The sequence below is a fragment of the Pseudescherichia vulneris NBRC 102420 genome (assembly GCF_000759795.1).
In the GTDB taxonomy this organism is placed as follows: Bacteria; Pseudomonadota; Gammaproteobacteria; order Enterobacterales; family Enterobacteriaceae; genus Pseudescherichia; species Pseudescherichia vulneris.
This window is the reverse complement of sequence record NZ_BBMZ01000025.1, coordinates 1-14,888: the sequence shown is the minus strand read 5'-3', so window position 1 is coordinate 14,888 and position 14,888 is coordinate 1. Positions and strand designations below refer to the sequence as shown.

The 14,888-nt window shown below is 55.1% G+C and carries 13 protein-coding genes and 1 rRNA gene; 6 read left to right on the top strand and 8 right to left on the bottom strand.

From position 1 onward, the window contains the following. Window positions 1–327: 327 nt before the first annotated feature. The 3 genes from glnA (at window position 328) to glnG (ending at window position 4,368) form a co-directional block, all read left to right on the top strand. Entirely contained in the window at window positions 328–1,737 is a 1,410-nt protein-coding gene (gene glnA, locus EV102420_RS17550; RefSeq protein ID WP_042394462.1) for a glutamate--ammonia ligase, read from the top strand. 160 nt (window positions 1,738–1,897) lie between these two features. Continuing rightward, the gene (glnL, locus tag EV102420_RS17545; protein WP_042394460.1) at window positions 1,898–2,947 is read left to right on the top strand and encodes a nitrogen regulation protein NR(II); all 1,050 of its coding nucleotides are present in this window, start codon (window positions 1,898–1,900) and stop codon (window positions 2,945–2,947) included. 11 nt (window positions 2,948–2,958) lie between these two features. Then, a complete protein-coding gene (glnG, locus tag EV102420_RS17540) occupies window positions 2,959–4,368 on the top strand; it encodes a nitrogen regulation protein NR(I) (protein ID WP_042394458.1) in 1,410 nt (469 codons plus the stop codon). 53 nt (window positions 4,369–4,421) lie between these two features. On the opposite strand, the gene hemN is transcribed toward glnG, so the two are convergent. Next, window positions 4,422–5,795 (bottom strand): oxygen-independent coproporphyrinogen III oxidase, encoded by a 1,374-nt coding sequence (gene hemN, locus EV102420_RS17535; protein ID WP_042394456.1) that lies wholly within the window; start codon window positions 5,793–5,795, stop codon window positions 4,422–4,424. Window positions 5,796–5,992: 197 nt separating this feature from the next. Continuing rightward, window positions 5,993–6,508: a Der GTPase-activating protein YihI gene (gene yihI, locus EV102420_RS17530; RefSeq protein ID WP_042394684.1), complete on the bottom strand. Its 516-nt coding sequence runs from the start codon at window positions 6,506–6,508 to the stop codon at window positions 5,993–5,995. Window positions 6,509–7,094: 586 nt separating this feature from the next. Between yihI and yihA the strand changes: the two genes are divergently transcribed. Then, on the top strand, window positions 7,095–7,727 hold the full coding sequence (gene yihA, locus EV102420_RS17525; protein ID WP_042394682.1) for a ribosome biogenesis GTP-binding protein YihA/YsxC: 633 nt from the start codon (window positions 7,095–7,097) through the stop codon (window positions 7,725–7,727). A 48-nt stretch (window positions 7,728–7,775) separates the two neighbouring features. Here yihA and spfP read toward each other — a convergent pair whose 3' ends face one another. The 5 genes from spfP to EV102420_RS17505 all read right to left on the bottom strand — a co-directional run bounded on the left by spfP (window position 7,776) and on the right by EV102420_RS17505 (window position 13,176). Beyond that, window positions 7,776–7,823: a small protein SpfP gene (spfP, locus tag EV102420_RS22985; protein WP_071892919.1), complete on the bottom strand. Its 48-nt coding sequence runs from the start codon at window positions 7,821–7,823 to the stop codon at window positions 7,776–7,778. 164 nt (window positions 7,824–7,987) lie between these two features. Beyond that, a complete protein-coding gene (gene polA, locus EV102420_RS17520) occupies window positions 7,988–10,780 on the bottom strand; it encodes a DNA polymerase I (RefSeq protein ID WP_042394453.1) in 2,793 nt (930 codons plus the stop codon). Window positions 10,781–11,192: 412 nt separating this feature from the next. Further along, the gene (dsbA, locus tag EV102420_RS17515) at window positions 11,193–11,816 is read right to left on the bottom strand and encodes a thiol:disulfide interchange protein DsbA (RefSeq protein WP_042394450.1); all 624 of its coding nucleotides are present in this window, start codon (window positions 11,814–11,816) and stop codon (window positions 11,193–11,195) included. 27 nt (window positions 11,817–11,843) lie between these two features. Then, window positions 11,844–12,830, bottom strand: a complete 987-nt coding sequence (locus tag EV102420_RS17510) for a serine/threonine protein kinase (protein WP_042394448.1) — start codon at window positions 12,828–12,830, stop codon at window positions 11,844–11,846. Window positions 12,831–12,906: 76 nt separating this feature from the next. After that, window positions 12,907–13,176, bottom strand: a complete 270-nt coding sequence (locus tag EV102420_RS17505; protein WP_042394445.1) for a YihD family protein — start codon at window positions 13,174–13,176, stop codon at window positions 12,907–12,909. 70 nt (window positions 13,177–13,246) lie between these two features. On the opposite strand from EV102420_RS17505, the gene mobA reads away from it, so the two are divergent. Both mobA and mobB read left to right on the top strand, forming a co-directional pair. Continuing rightward, the gene (gene mobA / locus EV102420_RS17500) at window positions 13,247–13,831 is read left to right on the top strand and encodes a molybdenum cofactor guanylyltransferase MobA (protein ID WP_072015303.1); all 585 of its coding nucleotides are present in this window, start codon (window positions 13,247–13,249) and stop codon (window positions 13,829–13,831) included. Further along, window positions 13,828–14,340, top strand: a complete 513-nt coding sequence (gene mobB, locus EV102420_RS17495) for a molybdopterin-guanine dinucleotide biosynthesis protein MobB (RefSeq protein WP_042394440.1) — start codon at window positions 13,828–13,830, stop codon at window positions 14,338–14,340. The genes mobA and mobB overlap by 4 nt, the downstream gene beginning before the upstream one ends. A gap of 278 nt (window positions 14,341–14,618) precedes the next feature. Here the strand turns inward: mobB and rrf are convergent. Then, a 5S ribosomal RNA gene (rrf, locus tag EV102420_RS17490) occupies window positions 14,619–14,734 on the bottom strand. Window positions 14,735–14,888 lie beyond the last annotated feature (154 nt).

Here is a 14,888-nt window from a genome sequence, read left to right as displayed (position 1 = left end):
TAATCGCAGTACAGAACAGGATCACAAAGAACCTTTACAAACAATATAGAAAGTAGGGCTTTGTGATCGGTTTCACGAAGCGGTAGAGAGCTGTCTTAATGTAAATTGCACCAATACGGTGCACTACGATCGCGCAGATGCACTATATTGATGCAAGATAACCATTATGGTGCAGCCCTTTTGCACTATGACGTGCATGATAGCGCCTTTTGGGGGTGTTTTAAAAGTTGGCACAGATTTCGCTTTATCTTAGGCAAGGCGATTGTGCCACTTATAAAGTGTAGAACCTCGTTACCACGACGACCAAAAATTCCGGGAGAGTTAAGTATGTCCGCTGAACACGTTTTGACGATGCTGAACGAACATGAAGTGAAGTTTATTGATCTGCGCTTCACTGATACCAAAGGTAAAGAGCAGCATGTCACTATCCCAGCCCATCAGGTTAACGCTGACTTCTTTGAAGAAGGCAAAATGTTTGATGGTTCTTCGATTGGTGGCTGGAAAGGCATCAACGAATCCGACATGGTGCTGATGCCGGACGCCTCTACCGCGGTTATTGATCCGTTCTTCGAAGAGTCTACCCTGATTATCCGTTGCGATATCCTTGAGCCAGGCACGCTGCAGGGCTACGATCGCGACCCACGCTCCATCGCTAAACGCGCTGAAGAGTACCTGCGCTCCACCGGCATCGCAGACACCGTTCTGTTCGGGCCAGAGCCAGAGTTCTTCCTGTTCGACGACGTTCGCTTTGGTGCCAACATTTCCGGTTCCCACGTGGCTATCGACGATATCGAAGGCGCATGGAACACCTCCACCAAATACGAAGGTGGTAACAAAGGTCACCGTCCGGCTGTGAAAGGCGGTTACTTCCCGGTTCCGCCGGTTGACTCCTCTCAGGACATCCGCTCCACCATGTGTCTGGTGATGGAAGAGATGGGCCTGGTGGTTGAAGCGCACCACCACGAAGTGGCAACTGCAGGTCAGAACGAAGTGGCTACCCGCTTCAACACCATGACCAAAAAAGCGGACGAAATTCAGATCTACAAATATGTCGTGCACAACGTCGCGCACCGCTTCGGCAAAACCGCGACCTTTATGCCAAAACCGATGTTCGGCGATAACGGCTCCGGTATGCACTGCCACATGTCCCTCTCCAAGAACGGCACCAACCTGTTCTCTGGCGACAAATATGCTGGCCTGTCTGAAGAAGCCCTGTTCTACATCGGCGGCGTAATCAAACACGCTAAAGCGATCAACGCCCTGGCGAACCCGACCACCAACTCCTACAAGCGTCTGGTCCCGGGTTACGAAGCACCGGTTATGCTGGCCTACTCTGCCCGTAACCGCTCTGCCTCTATCCGTATTCCGGTAGTGACCTCGCCGAAAGCGCGCCGTATCGAAGTGCGCTTCCCGGACCCGGCTGCTAACCCGTACCTGTGCTTCGCTGCCCTGCTGATGGCAGGTCTTGACGGTATCAAGAACAAGATCCACCCGGGCGAAGCCATGGACAAAAACCTGTACGACCTGCCGCCGGAAGAGGCAAAAGAAGTTCCGCAGGTTGCTGGCTCCCTGGAAGAGGCCCTGCAGGCGCTTGATGCAGACCGCGAGTTCCTGACCGCAGGCGGCGTGTTCACTAACGACGCGATCGATGCCTATATCGCCCTGCGTATCGAAGAGAATGACCGCGTTCGTATGACGCCGCACCCGGTTGAGTTCGAACTGTATTACAGCGTTTAATTTTTATTTAGTAATACTCAGCGAATTTTAGTTGCCGTGGAAACTTTAGCCCATCCCTGATGGGCTTTTTTCTCCGCCAACAACCTGATATTACGCGCTTTTTAACCGTAAAAAGCTATAATGCACTAAAAGAGTGCAACTCATTTCAGGAGACTGCTTAATGGCAACTGGCACGCTGCCCGATGCTGGGCAGATCCTCAACGCTTTGATCAACAGCATCCTGCTGGTTGATGACGAGCTGGCGATTCACTACGCGAATCCCGCCGCTCAACAGCTGCTGGCACAAAGCTCACGCAAGCTGTTTGGTACACCTCTGCCGGAGCTGCTGAGCTATTTCTCCCTGAACGTCGCCCTGATGCAGGAGAGCCTGGAGGCCGGACAAGGGTTCACCGATAACGAAGTGACTCTGGTGATCGATGCCCGCTCGCACATTCTCTCCGTCACGGCACAACGACTGCCTGAAGGTCTGATCCTGCTGGAGATGGCACCCATGGATAACCAGCGACGCCTGAGCCAGGAGCAGCTCCAGCAAGCCCAGCAGGTCGCCGCACGCGATCTGGTGCGTGGCCTCGCCCATGAGATTAAAAATCCGCTGGGCGGCCTGCGCGGCGCGGCGCAGCTGCTGAGCAAAGCGCTGCCCGATCCAGCGCTAACTGAATACACCAACGTCATTATTGAGCAGGCGGACCGGCTGCGTAACCTGGTCGATCGCCTGCTGGGGCCGCAGCATCCAGGCATGCACGTGACCGAGAGCATTCACAAAGTTGCGGAGCGCGTGGTGAAGCTGGTCTCAATGGAGCTGCCGGAGAACGTTACCCTGGTGCGTGATTACGATCCCAGCCTGCCGGAGTTACCGCACGATCCCGACCAGATTGAGCAGGTTCTGCTGAATATCGTGCGCAATGCCCTGCAGGCGCTGGGGCCAGAAGGCGGCGAAATTACGCTGCGCACCCGCACGGCGTTCCAGCTTACGCTGCACGGCGCACGCTATCGTCTGGCGGCGCGTATTGATATCGAAGATAACGGGCCGGGTATCCCATCGCATCTGCAGGACACGCTGTTTTACCCCATGGTAAGCGGACGCGAAGGCGGGACCGGGCTTGGGCTGTCAATTGCCCGCAGTTTGATTGATCAACACTCCGGCAAAATTGAATTTACCAGTTGGCCGGGTCATACCGAGTTTTCGGTTTACCTGCCAATTAAAAAATAAAGGTGACGATGATGCAACGAGGGATAGCATGGATTGTTGATGACGATAGTTCCATCCGCTGGGTGCTTGAACGCGCCCTCACCGGGGCTGGCTTGAGTTGTACAACGTTTGAAAGTGGTAACGAGGTGCTCGACGCGTTGACCACGAAAACCCCGGACGTGCTGCTGTCGGATATCCGCATGCCGGGCATGGATGGTCTGGCGCTGCTGAAGCAGATCAAACAGCGACATCCTATGCTCCCGGTCATCATTATGACCGCGCACTCCGATCTCGACGCGGCCGTTAGCGCCTACCAGCAGGGAGCCTTTGACTACCTGCCTAAACCGTTCGATATCGACGAGGCGGTGGCGCTGGTTGAGCGCGCCATCAGCCACTATCAGGAGCAGCAGCAGCCGCGTAACGTGCAGGTTTTTGGCCCCACCGCGGATATCATCGGTGAAGCGCCCGCCATGCAGGATGTGTTTCGCATCATTGGCCGCCTCTCCCGCTCGTCGATTAGCGTCCTGATCAACGGCGAATCCGGGACCGGTAAAGAGCTGGTCGCCCACGCCCTGCATCGTCATAGCCCGCGCGTTAAAGCGCCCTTTATCGCCCTCAACATGGCCGCTATCCCAAAGGATCTCATTGAGTCCGAGCTGTTTGGTCATGAGAAAGGGGCGTTTACCGGCGCCAATACCGTTCGGCAGGGGCGTTTTGAGCAGGCCGACGGCGGCACGCTGTTCCTGGACGAGATTGGCGATATGCCGCTGGACGTACAGACGCGCCTGCTGCGCGTGCTGGCGGACGGGCAGTTTTACCGCGTCGGCGGCTATGCGCCGGTGAAGGTGGACGTGCGGATCATTGCCGCCACCCACCAGAATCTTGAGCTGCGGGTGCAGGAGGGCAAGTTCCGTGAGGATCTCTTCCATCGCCTGAACGTGATCCGCGTACATCTCCCGCCCTTGCGTGAGCGGCGGGAAGATATCCCCCGCCTTGCTCGCCACTTTTTACAGGTGGCCGCTCGCGAGCTGGGGGTAGAAGCCAAGCAGCTGCATCCGGAGACCGAGGCGGCGCTGACCCGCGTTGCCTGGCCGGGCAACGTTCGCCAGCTGGAGAACACCTGCCGCTGGCTGACGGTGATGGCCGCGGGTCAGGAAGTGCTGATCCAGGATCTCCCCAGCGAGCTGTTTGAGACGACAGTGCCCGACAGCCCGACCCAGACGCTGCCGGATAACTGGGCCACGCTGCTGGCGCAGTGGGCAGATCGCGCCCTGCGTTCCGGTCATCAAAACCTGCTCTCTGAGGCGCAGCCGGAGATGGAGCGTACCCTGCTGACCACCGCTCTGCGTCATACTCAGGGACATAAGCAGGAAGCGGCAAGGCTGCTCGGCTGGGGACGCAATACCCTGACGCGCAAGCTGAAAGAGTTAGGAATGGAGTAGCGAGTCAAACGCCCGGTAGCGCGATGCTTACCGGGCCTACGCATCCCAAGCTGTTAAATCACGCGAGAAAACTGCTGCAGTCGCGCCTTCTGACGCAGATAGGCATCAAAGCACATGCAGATATTGCGGATCAGCAGTCGGCCTTTCGCCGTCACCTGAATGCCGTGCGCATCCACCGCCACCAGCCCGTCTTTTGCCAACGGGGCAAGCAGGTTTAAATCTTCTGCAAAGTAGTCCGCGAAATCGAGATCCCACTGCTTTTCTACCGCGCTAAAATCCAGGCGGAAGTTGCAGATCAGCGACTTAATGACGTCCCGGCGGATGCAGTCATCCCGCGTCAGGGCAATGCCTCGCCACAGTGCGTTACCGGTCTCGTCCACCTGCTGATAATAGTGCTTCAGCTCTTTTTGGTTCTGCGCGTAGCAGTCGCCAATCATGCTGATGGCCGATACGCCCATGCCCAGCAGATCGCTGTCGCCTTGGGTGGTATAGCCCTGGAAATTGCGGTGCAGCACCCCTTCGCGCTGGGCCACGGCCAGTTCGTCATCCGGGCGCGCAAAGTGATCCATACCGATAAACTGATAGCCCTCCTCGGTGAGCGAGGTAATCGTCTGCTGCAAAATATCCAGCTTCTGCTGCGCCGAGGGCAGATCGGCGTCCTTAATCTTCCGCTGTGCGGCAAAAAGCGTTGGCAGGTGGGCATAGTTGAATACGCTTAGCCGATCCGGATTAAGTTCCCCAACGCGTTTCAGGGTGAAGGCAAAGCTTTCCGGCGTCTGCTTTGGCAGGCCGTAGATCAAATCGATATTGGTAGAGGTGAAGCCGATCTCGCGCGCATGGCGTAACAGCGCAAAGATAAATTCTTCATCCTGCTCACGGTTGACCAGCCGCTGCACCTCTTTGTTGAAGTCCTGTACGCCCATGCTCAGGCGGTTAAAGCCCTCGGCGCGCAGGTGGTCGAGCACGTTCAGCTCGATTTCACGCGGATCGACCTCGATAGAGATCTCAGCGTCGGCGTTAAAGTTGAAATGGTGGCGCAGCAGCCCCATCAGGCGGCTAATTTGCGCTTTGTTGAGATAGGTTGGCGTCCCGCCGCCCCAGTGCAGCTGGCTGACCTGACGGCCGGCAAACAGCGGCGCACGGTGGATAATCTCCTGCTCAAGCGCATCGAGATACTGGTCTGCCTTATGCTGCTGGCGGGTAACGATCTTATTGCAGCCGCAGAAGTAGCACAGTCGGTGACAAAACGGGATATGCACGTAGAGCGACAGCGCACGCTCAGGATAGCGGGTCACGGCCTGCTGAAAATCTGCTTCGCCAAAGGTATCGGCGAACTCAAGGGCGGTCGGGTATGAGGTATAACGCGGCCCAGAATAGTTATATTTCTGGATCAGGGCCAGATCCCAGTCGATTAACTGCGAAGACATGCTCACTCCTTCGGGTAGCGCCGCTGACGACGACGGCCTGGCCTGCCTCCATGACGAAGTGCAAGCCGGTTGCGCAGCCACTTTTGTCGCTGCGACAACCGGCGTAGTTTAACGAATAACCACGCCAGATAACACATAACCGGAAGGGTTATAAGCAGGACGAGCAAGCCCATGCTGTAAAGCGAGGAGTCCAGGGATCAGTTGCCGCCTTTGAGCAGGCGCATCATATCCTCTTTTTCCTCTTCTTCTTCTTCGTCTTCATCATCGTCGTAGGAGAGACCGAGCTGCTGCATCAGCGCATCAATGCGGTCCAGTTTAGCGTCAACCCATGCCTGATCTTCTGCGCTCAGGATGTCGCCATTCTCCAGACGTTCCAGCAGCGCGTCCAGGCGCTCATCAGTTTCCAGCAAATCCAGTTCAGCCTGCGGTGAAAGCATAGGTTTCTCGCTCTTGGGTTTGTGCTGACGGGTGACCGGAGTAGCGGTTACGCCCAACGGTACAGGAGTTTTACTGCCGATACGGGGATCTTTCTGCTGCTTCTGGCCACGAGAGCCGGATGCGCCATCGCTGCCGGACGCACGGCTGCCTGCGGCGTTGCCGCGATGCTTTTTATCACGCTTACGGTCGCGTGCTTCTTGATTGATTTCATCGCGCGTTTTGCGGTGCGCTTTTGCGGGGCCTTTGCCACGCGGAGACGATGCGGGTTTATTCATCATATTTGATCTTTGAGCCGTTTTATTCAGTATAGAATTGCGGCGGAATCTAGCAGAAAGCAAGCAAAGAAAAAAGGCGACAGAGTAAACTGTCGCCTTTTTTCTTGACCACCCACCCTCAGCGGGTTAACTATTCCGTGTTTGCTTACAACCAACCCTGTTTATCCCTTAGCATGAACGCTCCCTGTTGCGGTCCATTTCCCTGTGTATCACGTCTCCTGACGTTCGCCATCCTGGCTATCCAGTGTCTTCGCCTCCTGGCGCTCCTGACCCCTTTTCCCTAAGTCACGTTCCCCGGCGCTCCTCGCCTTTGCCCGCTACTTTACCGTGTTAGAAAAAAGTAACAAGACGCAAAGCGGCATAAAAAGCTAAATTCAGAAAATTCTAATCACACAAATATTTGATTTATAAAGAATTACGCCTTTATGGAACCTGCAATTACTCTGAAATATCGCAGACGTAAAGTAGCCAATATCTTACAAGGTCTATAGCCAGTAGGGATATGAAAGGGGGTTGGCGAGAAAAGCCGCCTTTTTCCTGCGTTCAGGTATAATCCCCCAAAGCTTTACTTATGGAGACGACCGCTTTGACTAATTTGAATTATCAACAGACGCACTTTGTGACCAGTGCGCCTGATATTCGCCACTTACCTGCCGATACCGGAATAGAAGTGGCCTTTGCTGGCCGTTCCAATGCGGGTAAATCGAGCGCCCTGAATACCCTGACGCATCAGAAGAGCCTGGCGCGAACCTCTAAAACGCCTGGCCGTACCCAGCTTATCAACCTGTTTGAGGTCACTGAAGGCAAGCGTCTTGTTGACCTGCCCGGCTACGGCTACGCCGAAGTCCCGGAGGAGATGAAGATCAAATGGCAGCGCGCCCTGGGCGAATACCTGGAGAAGCGCCAGTGCCTGCAGGGCGTGGTGATCCTGATGGACATTCGCCATCCGTTGAAAGATCTCGATCAGCAGATGATCCAGTGGGCCGTTGAGAGCGAAATTCAGGTGCTGGTACTGCTGACCAAAGCCGATAAGCTGGCGAGCGGCGCGCGCAAGGCACAGTTGAATATGGTGCGTGAGGCGGTGCTGGCGTTTAACGGTGACGTCCAGGTTGAGGCGTTCTCATCCCTGAAGAAACTGGGCGTGGACAAGCTGAAGGCGAAGCTGGATAGCTGGTTTAGCGATTTGACGCCAGTGACGGAAGCAGACGCCGAAGAGTAACCCAATAAAAAACGCCCCAGTCATTACTGACTGGGGCGGCTAAAATATTCAGCCAAATCCGATTACGTGAAGTAAAAGGTCTGAAAGATAGAACATCTTACCTCTGTACCCTACGCCTTTAACTCTACTCTTTTTTTAGACAGTTACAAACGCTTTTTGTAATTTTTTTTCATTGTTTACATAGGTAATTCTAATGATCATCACAAAAAGCTCTATCTTATGTTGCTTACTTACATAAAACTGCGTCATTACGCCAAAGGCTAGTGCGCCAGATCCCAGTTTTCACCACTGCCCACCTCCACCAGCAACGGAACGTCCAGCTGGGTGCTGTTCTCCATCAGCTCATGGATCTTCTGGGAGACCTGCCCCACATCGTCTTTGTGCACTTCAAACACCAGTTCATCGTGAACCTGCATAATCATACGCACGCGCGGCTGCTCCGCCTCTAGCCAGGCATCCACGGCGATCATTGCCCGCTTGATGATATCTGCCGCCGTGCCCTGCATCGGGGCGTTAATTGCAGCACGCTCAGCCCCAGCCCGGCGCGCGGCGTTGCTGGATTTGATGTCCGGCAGATAGAGGCGACGCCCCTCCAGCGTTTCAACGTAGCCCTGCTCTTTGGCCTGCGCCCGGGTGCGTTCCATATATTCACGCACGCCCGGATAGCGCTCAAAGTAGAGATCCATATAACGCTGCGACTCTTTGCGCGGGATGTTCAGCTGACGCGACAGACCAAAAGCGCTCATGCCATAGATCAGGCCGAAGTTAATCGCCTTCGCGCTGCGGCGCTGGTCGTTTGATACGCTCTCCAGCGGCATGCCAAATACCTCTGCCGCCGTGGCGCGGTGGATATCCTGGCCCTCAGCAAAGGCAGAGAGCAGCCCCTGGTCGCGTGACAGGTGCGCCATGATACGCAGCTCAATCTGTGAGTAGTCCGCAGAGACGATGACGTAATCCTCTGGCGCAATAAACGCCTGACGGATGCGCCTTCCTTCCTCGTTACGCACGGGAATATTCTGCAGGTTCGGATCGGTGGATGAGAGTCGTCCCGTTGCGGTGACCGCCTGGTGATAGGAGGTGTGCACGCGCCCGGTTTTAGGATTGATCATCAGCGGCAGCTTATCGGTATAGGTCGATTTCAGCTTCGACAGGCCGCGATGCTCCAGAATGACCTTCGGCAGCGGGTAGTCCAGCGCCAGCTCCTCCAGCACCTCTTCTGAGGTTGAGGGTGCGCCACCCGGCGTCTTCTTCAGCGGCTTAATGCCCTGCTTTTCAAACAGGATAACCTGCAGCTGTTTGGTTGAAGAGAGGTTAAACGCTTCACCCGCAATCTCATGGGCCTTTTTCTCCAGCTCGGCCAGACGCAGCGTGATTTCACCGGAGTGCTTATGCAGCACCGCCGGATCGATCTTCACCCCGTTACGCTCGATGCGGGAGAGCACCGGCACCAGCGGCATTTCGATGTTCTGGAAAATATTCAGCGGGCCCGCGTGTTTCTCCAGCTTTGGCCACATCTTGAGATGCAGCTGCAGCGTGACGTCAGCATCTTCCGCCGCGTAGTGACCGGCCTCTTCCAGTGCAATCTGGTTAAAGGTCAGCTGGTTTTTACCCTTGCCAGCAATCTGCTCAAAGGTCACGGTCTGATGCTTCAGCCAGCGAGCGGAGAGGCTGTCCATATCGTGACGCCCGGCGACGCTGTCGAGAATATAGGACTCAAGCATGGTGTCGAAGGCGATGCCACGCAGCTCGATGCCGTAGTTCTGCAAAATGCCGCGATCGAACTTAAGGTTCTGCCCTACCTTCAGTGCTTTTTCATCTTCCAGAATCGGCTTCAGCAGTTCCAGGACGCGATCGCGGGAAAGCTGCTCAGGCGCATCCAGATAGTCGTGGGCGACCGGCACGTAGGCCGCTAAACCGGGTTCGGTGGCAAATGACAGGCCCACCAGCTGAGCGCTAACGTTGTCCAGGCTATCCGTTTCCGTATCGAACGCAAATACCGGCGCTTTCTTCAGTCGCGCAATCCACTCGTTCAGCGTCGGCTCATCCAGAACGGTAACGTAATGCTCTGCGGAGAGCGGTGTCGCAGGTTCGTCGTCTTCGTCTTCAACGTCCACGACAGGGGCCGCCTGCGGCTTCGCGGCCGGTTTCGCGCCTTTACCCTGCAACCAGGTTCCCGCTTCGACATCCGCCGTCCAGCGTTTGAATTCATATCGTTTAAACAGGCTCAGCAGCTCATCTGCGGCAGGCTGCTGTACCGTCAGTTGCTCACAAGAGAGCTCCAGCTCAACGTCGGTCTTGATGGTCGCCAGCTGATAAGAGAGGCGAGCCACCTCTTTATTCTGCTCCAGCTTCGCCGCCATGGTTTTCGCCCCGCGGAAGCTGAGAGTGGCGATCTTATCAGACTCGTTAAGCAGCGTTTCCAGACCGCCCAGCCCCTGCAGCAGCGCCTGCGCGGTTTTTTCACCCACGCCCGGCACGCCAGGGATGTTATCTGAGGAGTCGCCCATCAAGGCAAGGAAATCGATGATCAGCTCAGGCGGCACGCCATATTTATTGATCACCTCTTCCGGGCCGAGAATGGTATTGGTCATAGTGTTAATCAGGGTCACGTTCGGCGTGACCAGCTGGGCCATATCTTTATCGCCGGTGCTGATCAGGACCGGGCGCCCCATTTTTTCAGCCTCCAGTGCCAGCGTACCGATAACATCATCCGCCTCAACGCCGGAAATGGCCATCAGCGGCAGACCCATCGCTTTTACCATCGCATGCAGCGGCTCGATCTGCGAACGCAGGTCGTCAGGCATCGGCGGACGGTGTGATTTATAGTGCTCAAACAGTTCATCACGGAATGTCTTCCCTTTCGCATCAAACACCATTGCGGCATGCGTGGGCTGATACTGCATGATCAAGCTTCTGAGCATGTTCAGCACCCCGTACATGGCGCCGGTTGGCTCTCCCGCGCTGTTAGTCAGCGGTGGGAACGCGTGGTAAGCGCGATAGAGATAAGAAGAGCCATCAACGAGGATTAGCGGGTTTTCTGGGATCTGAACCATGATATCCGTGCCTGTTTAATAATTTATGGTTAAAGGATGCCACATACCGGACGAAAACTTGAGTTTTTCACGGTAATTCGTGGAAAAGATTTCCGGATCGTCGCGATCGTTCGCATTATTATCCTGTGGATAACTTTGTGCATGCTTTTTTTATGAAGAAATAATAGACCATGTGAAATTGGCGGGGCTGTTTATTTATCTATTTAAATCAGATAAATAGAAAAAGGATCGCGATCCTTATGTCCGTTAGGTGACAATTTACTCCATGTGGATATAAGCTTTTGCCCATGCGGTGGATTGGTATGGCGGACGGTCAGTGACGCTTAATTCGCTCTGCGGTCTGTTTTTGAACTAGATCAATATGGCGTACGACAAAATCGATAAAAAAGCCGGTCATTGACCGGCTTTATGTTTACTTCTGGCCAACCAGATATTTTACCGTTGCGGCATACTGCTGAACGAAGATGTCCATGCTGCTGGCATCCATTCCCTGCGGGTTAACCTGATACTTGCCGTTAACAAACATGGCTGGAACGCCCTGCAGCTGCAGATCGGCGGCGGCTTTCTCCTGCTGGGCAACCAGGGATTTCACCACAAAGCTGTTCCACGCGGCGTCATAGTCTTCGCCTTTAATACCGGCATCAACAAACACTTTGCGAATATCGGCGACGGTAGTCACGGTCTGGGCCTTCTGCACCGCTTCAAACATCGGGGCAGTGATCTTATCTTCTACGCCCAGCGCCATTGCCACAGCCCATGCCTGGGTCAGATCTTTACCCAATGGGCCCAGGAACTCGACGTGATATTTCGTCATTTTAGTGCCTTCCGGCAGCTGCTGTTTCACCGTGTCAGAAACGTGCCACACGCGTTCAAAATCGTAGCAGTGCGGGCAGTAGAAGGAGAAGAACTCCAGCACCTGCGGCTCTCCCACCGCCGGTTTATCAAGGGCGATGTACTGTTTGCCCTCGGTGAACTGAGCCGCAGATGCGCTAAATGCCAGAATGAGACCTGCAAGCGCCAGCCAAATTTTCTTCATGGTTAATACTCTCCTGAACGTGTCAAATTAATACATCGGCGTAAGTTGCAAAGGCGGTTCTTGCAGAACCTTAACCTGCTCAATAAAGGTCAGAGTTTGCCTGTGCCAATAGTCTTCCCCGGTAAGCCATGGGAAATTTTTAGGGAATGCGGGATCGTCCCAGCGGCGGATCAGCCATGCCAGATAATAAACCATACGCATGGCACGTAAAGGTTCGATGAGCGCGATTTCATCGGTGTTGAACTCGCTAAACTCTTCATAGGCCTCAACGATCGTCTCAAGCTGCATACGCCGCTCGGCCTTGTCACCGTTGAGCAGCATCCACAGATCCTGAACGGCCGGACCGTTGCGGGCATCGTCGAGATCGACAAACAGCGGCCCGTCACGCCAGAGAATGTTCCCGGCATGGCAGTCGCCGTGCAAGCGCAGCGATTCGAAACGCGTATGCCAGTGCGCCATTACCGCCTCGATAAGGGAATCCGTGGCGTTAAGGAAAGCGGCTTTCAGGCCAGAGGGGATAAGCGTCGACCGCTCAAAGACGTGACGAGGCTCAATCAGGTACTCATTAACATCAATGGAGGGACGATGAGTGAAGATTTTTTTACGCCCGGTTTGATGCAGGCGGCCGAGATAACGCGCTACCCACTCCATCTGATCCAGGTTATCGGCTTCGAACTGACGACCACCGAGGCTGGGGAATACGGCATAGTAGTACCCCTGATGCGTCAGCAGCGTCTGGCCGTTGAATTCAAGCGGGGCGGCAACCGGTACCTCATCGTTCATTAGCTCATGGGCGAACTGGTGCTCTTCGCGGATTTGCTCTGCAGACCAGCGCTGCGGACGGTAAAACTTCACCACGTAACGGCGGCGATCTTCATCCTGAAACTGATAGACACGGTTTTCGTAACTGTTGAGCGCGGTAAGACCGGAATCCACCCGGATCCCCTGTTCGAACAGCGCATCCATGATGGTATCCGGGTGTAGCGTCTGGAAAGTAAAAGCGTTGTCGTTCATCCCATCATCCGGAAATTACTACGAATAGTTCAGGATATCATTTCGTAGCGTTTTCCGTTGCACCGCTTACAACCTTTTACTCTTTAATTACGCCCCGGGCACGCAGCAGAGCGGTTTTGAAATCTTCTTCATAATCTTTCTGGATCCCGGGGATAACGGCATCCTTTGCCGAGTCGCGCATTTTGAGATGATAGATCAGGATATCGTCAGAAAGATCGGTTAGCTCGCCGTCATAGCCTGACTCCTGCGCCAATTTTTGCAAGAATTGCATCAGGTTAAGCTCGGGCTCTTTTTGCCAGGCGGGCTGGAGGAGTTCAATTACTTCGTTCAGACGTTTACATTTCATGGCCAGTGCTCCTTACTCTTGAGAGAGACACGTTAGCAGGGTCAAACCCACAATAAAAGAGGCGATATTGGTGAATAGTGGACTAGACATTACGGGTGTCGTGCTGGCGGGCGGCAGAGCGTCGCGTATGGGCGGGGAGGACAAAGGATTATTGTTGCTCAACGGCACTCCGCTCTGGCAGCACGTCGCTAACAGTCTGGCTAAACAGGTAGAGCATGTCGTACTGAGCGCTAACCGCAACCTCGATCGCTACCGAGCAAGCGGCCTGGCCGTTATTGAAGATACGCTGGATAACTTCCCCGGTCCGTTGGCTGGTATGCTGGCTGTGATGCAACAGACGGCGGACGACTGGTTTCTGTTCTGTCCGTGCGATACGCCGGGCATACCGTCCAATCTGGCAGCACGGCTGGCCGCTGGGCGTAAGGACGCGTCGGTGGTATGGGTGACAGACGGTGAGCGCGATCATCCCACCATTGCATTGGTCCATCGCCAGGCGATCACGCAGCTTGCAGCTTATCTGGCAGCCGGTGAACGGCGGGTGATGATGTTTATGCGCCAGGCCGGAGGGCATGCCGTGGACTTTAGCAATTGCCGCTCGGCATTTACCAATATCAATACGCCGGACGATCTCACCGCCAGGCAGGAGAAAAAATGAAGCCGATCCTCGCCATAGCCGCATGGAGCGGCACAGGTAAAACCACGCTGCTCAAGCGTCTGATCCCTGCTCTCTGTGAACGGGGTATTCGGCCAGGCCTGATTAAGCATACGCATCACAATATGGATGTCGATAAGCCCGGCAAGGATAGCTATGAGTTACGCAAGGCGGGTGCGGCACAAACCCTCGTCGCCAGTCAGCAGCGGTGGGCCCTGATGACCGAAACCCCGGACGAAGCGGCGCTCGACTTAACGTTTCTGGCCAGCAGAATGGATCATGCGACGTTAGATCTGGTCCTCGTAGAGGGCTTCAAGCATGAGTCGGTGGCAAAGATCCTGCTTTTCCGCGTTGATGCCGGGCATCAGCTAGAGGAAATAGAGATAGACGACAAGGTGATTGCGATCGCCAGTGATGTTGCGATCGACGCTGCCGTTCCGGTGCTGGATTTGAATGACGTGGCTGGGATAGCTGATTTTATAATGGGGTGGTTGAAGCAACAGAGTCATTAAGGCAGGTTAAGTAGCGTTTGTAGGCCGGGCAAATGTAATGCCGCCCGGCGTTTATCCGCCGCAACGCAAAAAGGCCATCCTTACGGATGGCCTTCTGCTTTGTTTGATGCCTGGCAGCTACGGCGGGCGTCCTGCCCGCCGCCCTCCGGGCCGTTGCTGCGCAACGTGCAAATCCGCTCCCGGCGGATTTGTCCCTCCTCAGGAGAGCCCTCACCGACAGACAACAGGCAAAAGAAAAAGCCCTGCACTTTCGTACAGGGCTTGTTCTTCTGTTTGATGCCTGGCAGTTCCCTACTCTCGCATGGGGAGACCCCACACTACCATCGGCGCTACGGCGTTTCACTTCTGAGTTCGGCATGGGGTCAGGTGGGACCACCGCGCTAGTGCCGCCAGGCAAATTCTTTGTGCTCGGTACGCAATACTTTATCGCATCAGCCGCGTTGCCTGCGCTCGCAAAGTCAGTCACATACGTCAGTATGCTCCTTCCTTTCCTTCGCTGGCCGCCTTGCTGCTGCGCAAATTATTGCGCACTTAATTCTGGTATCAGG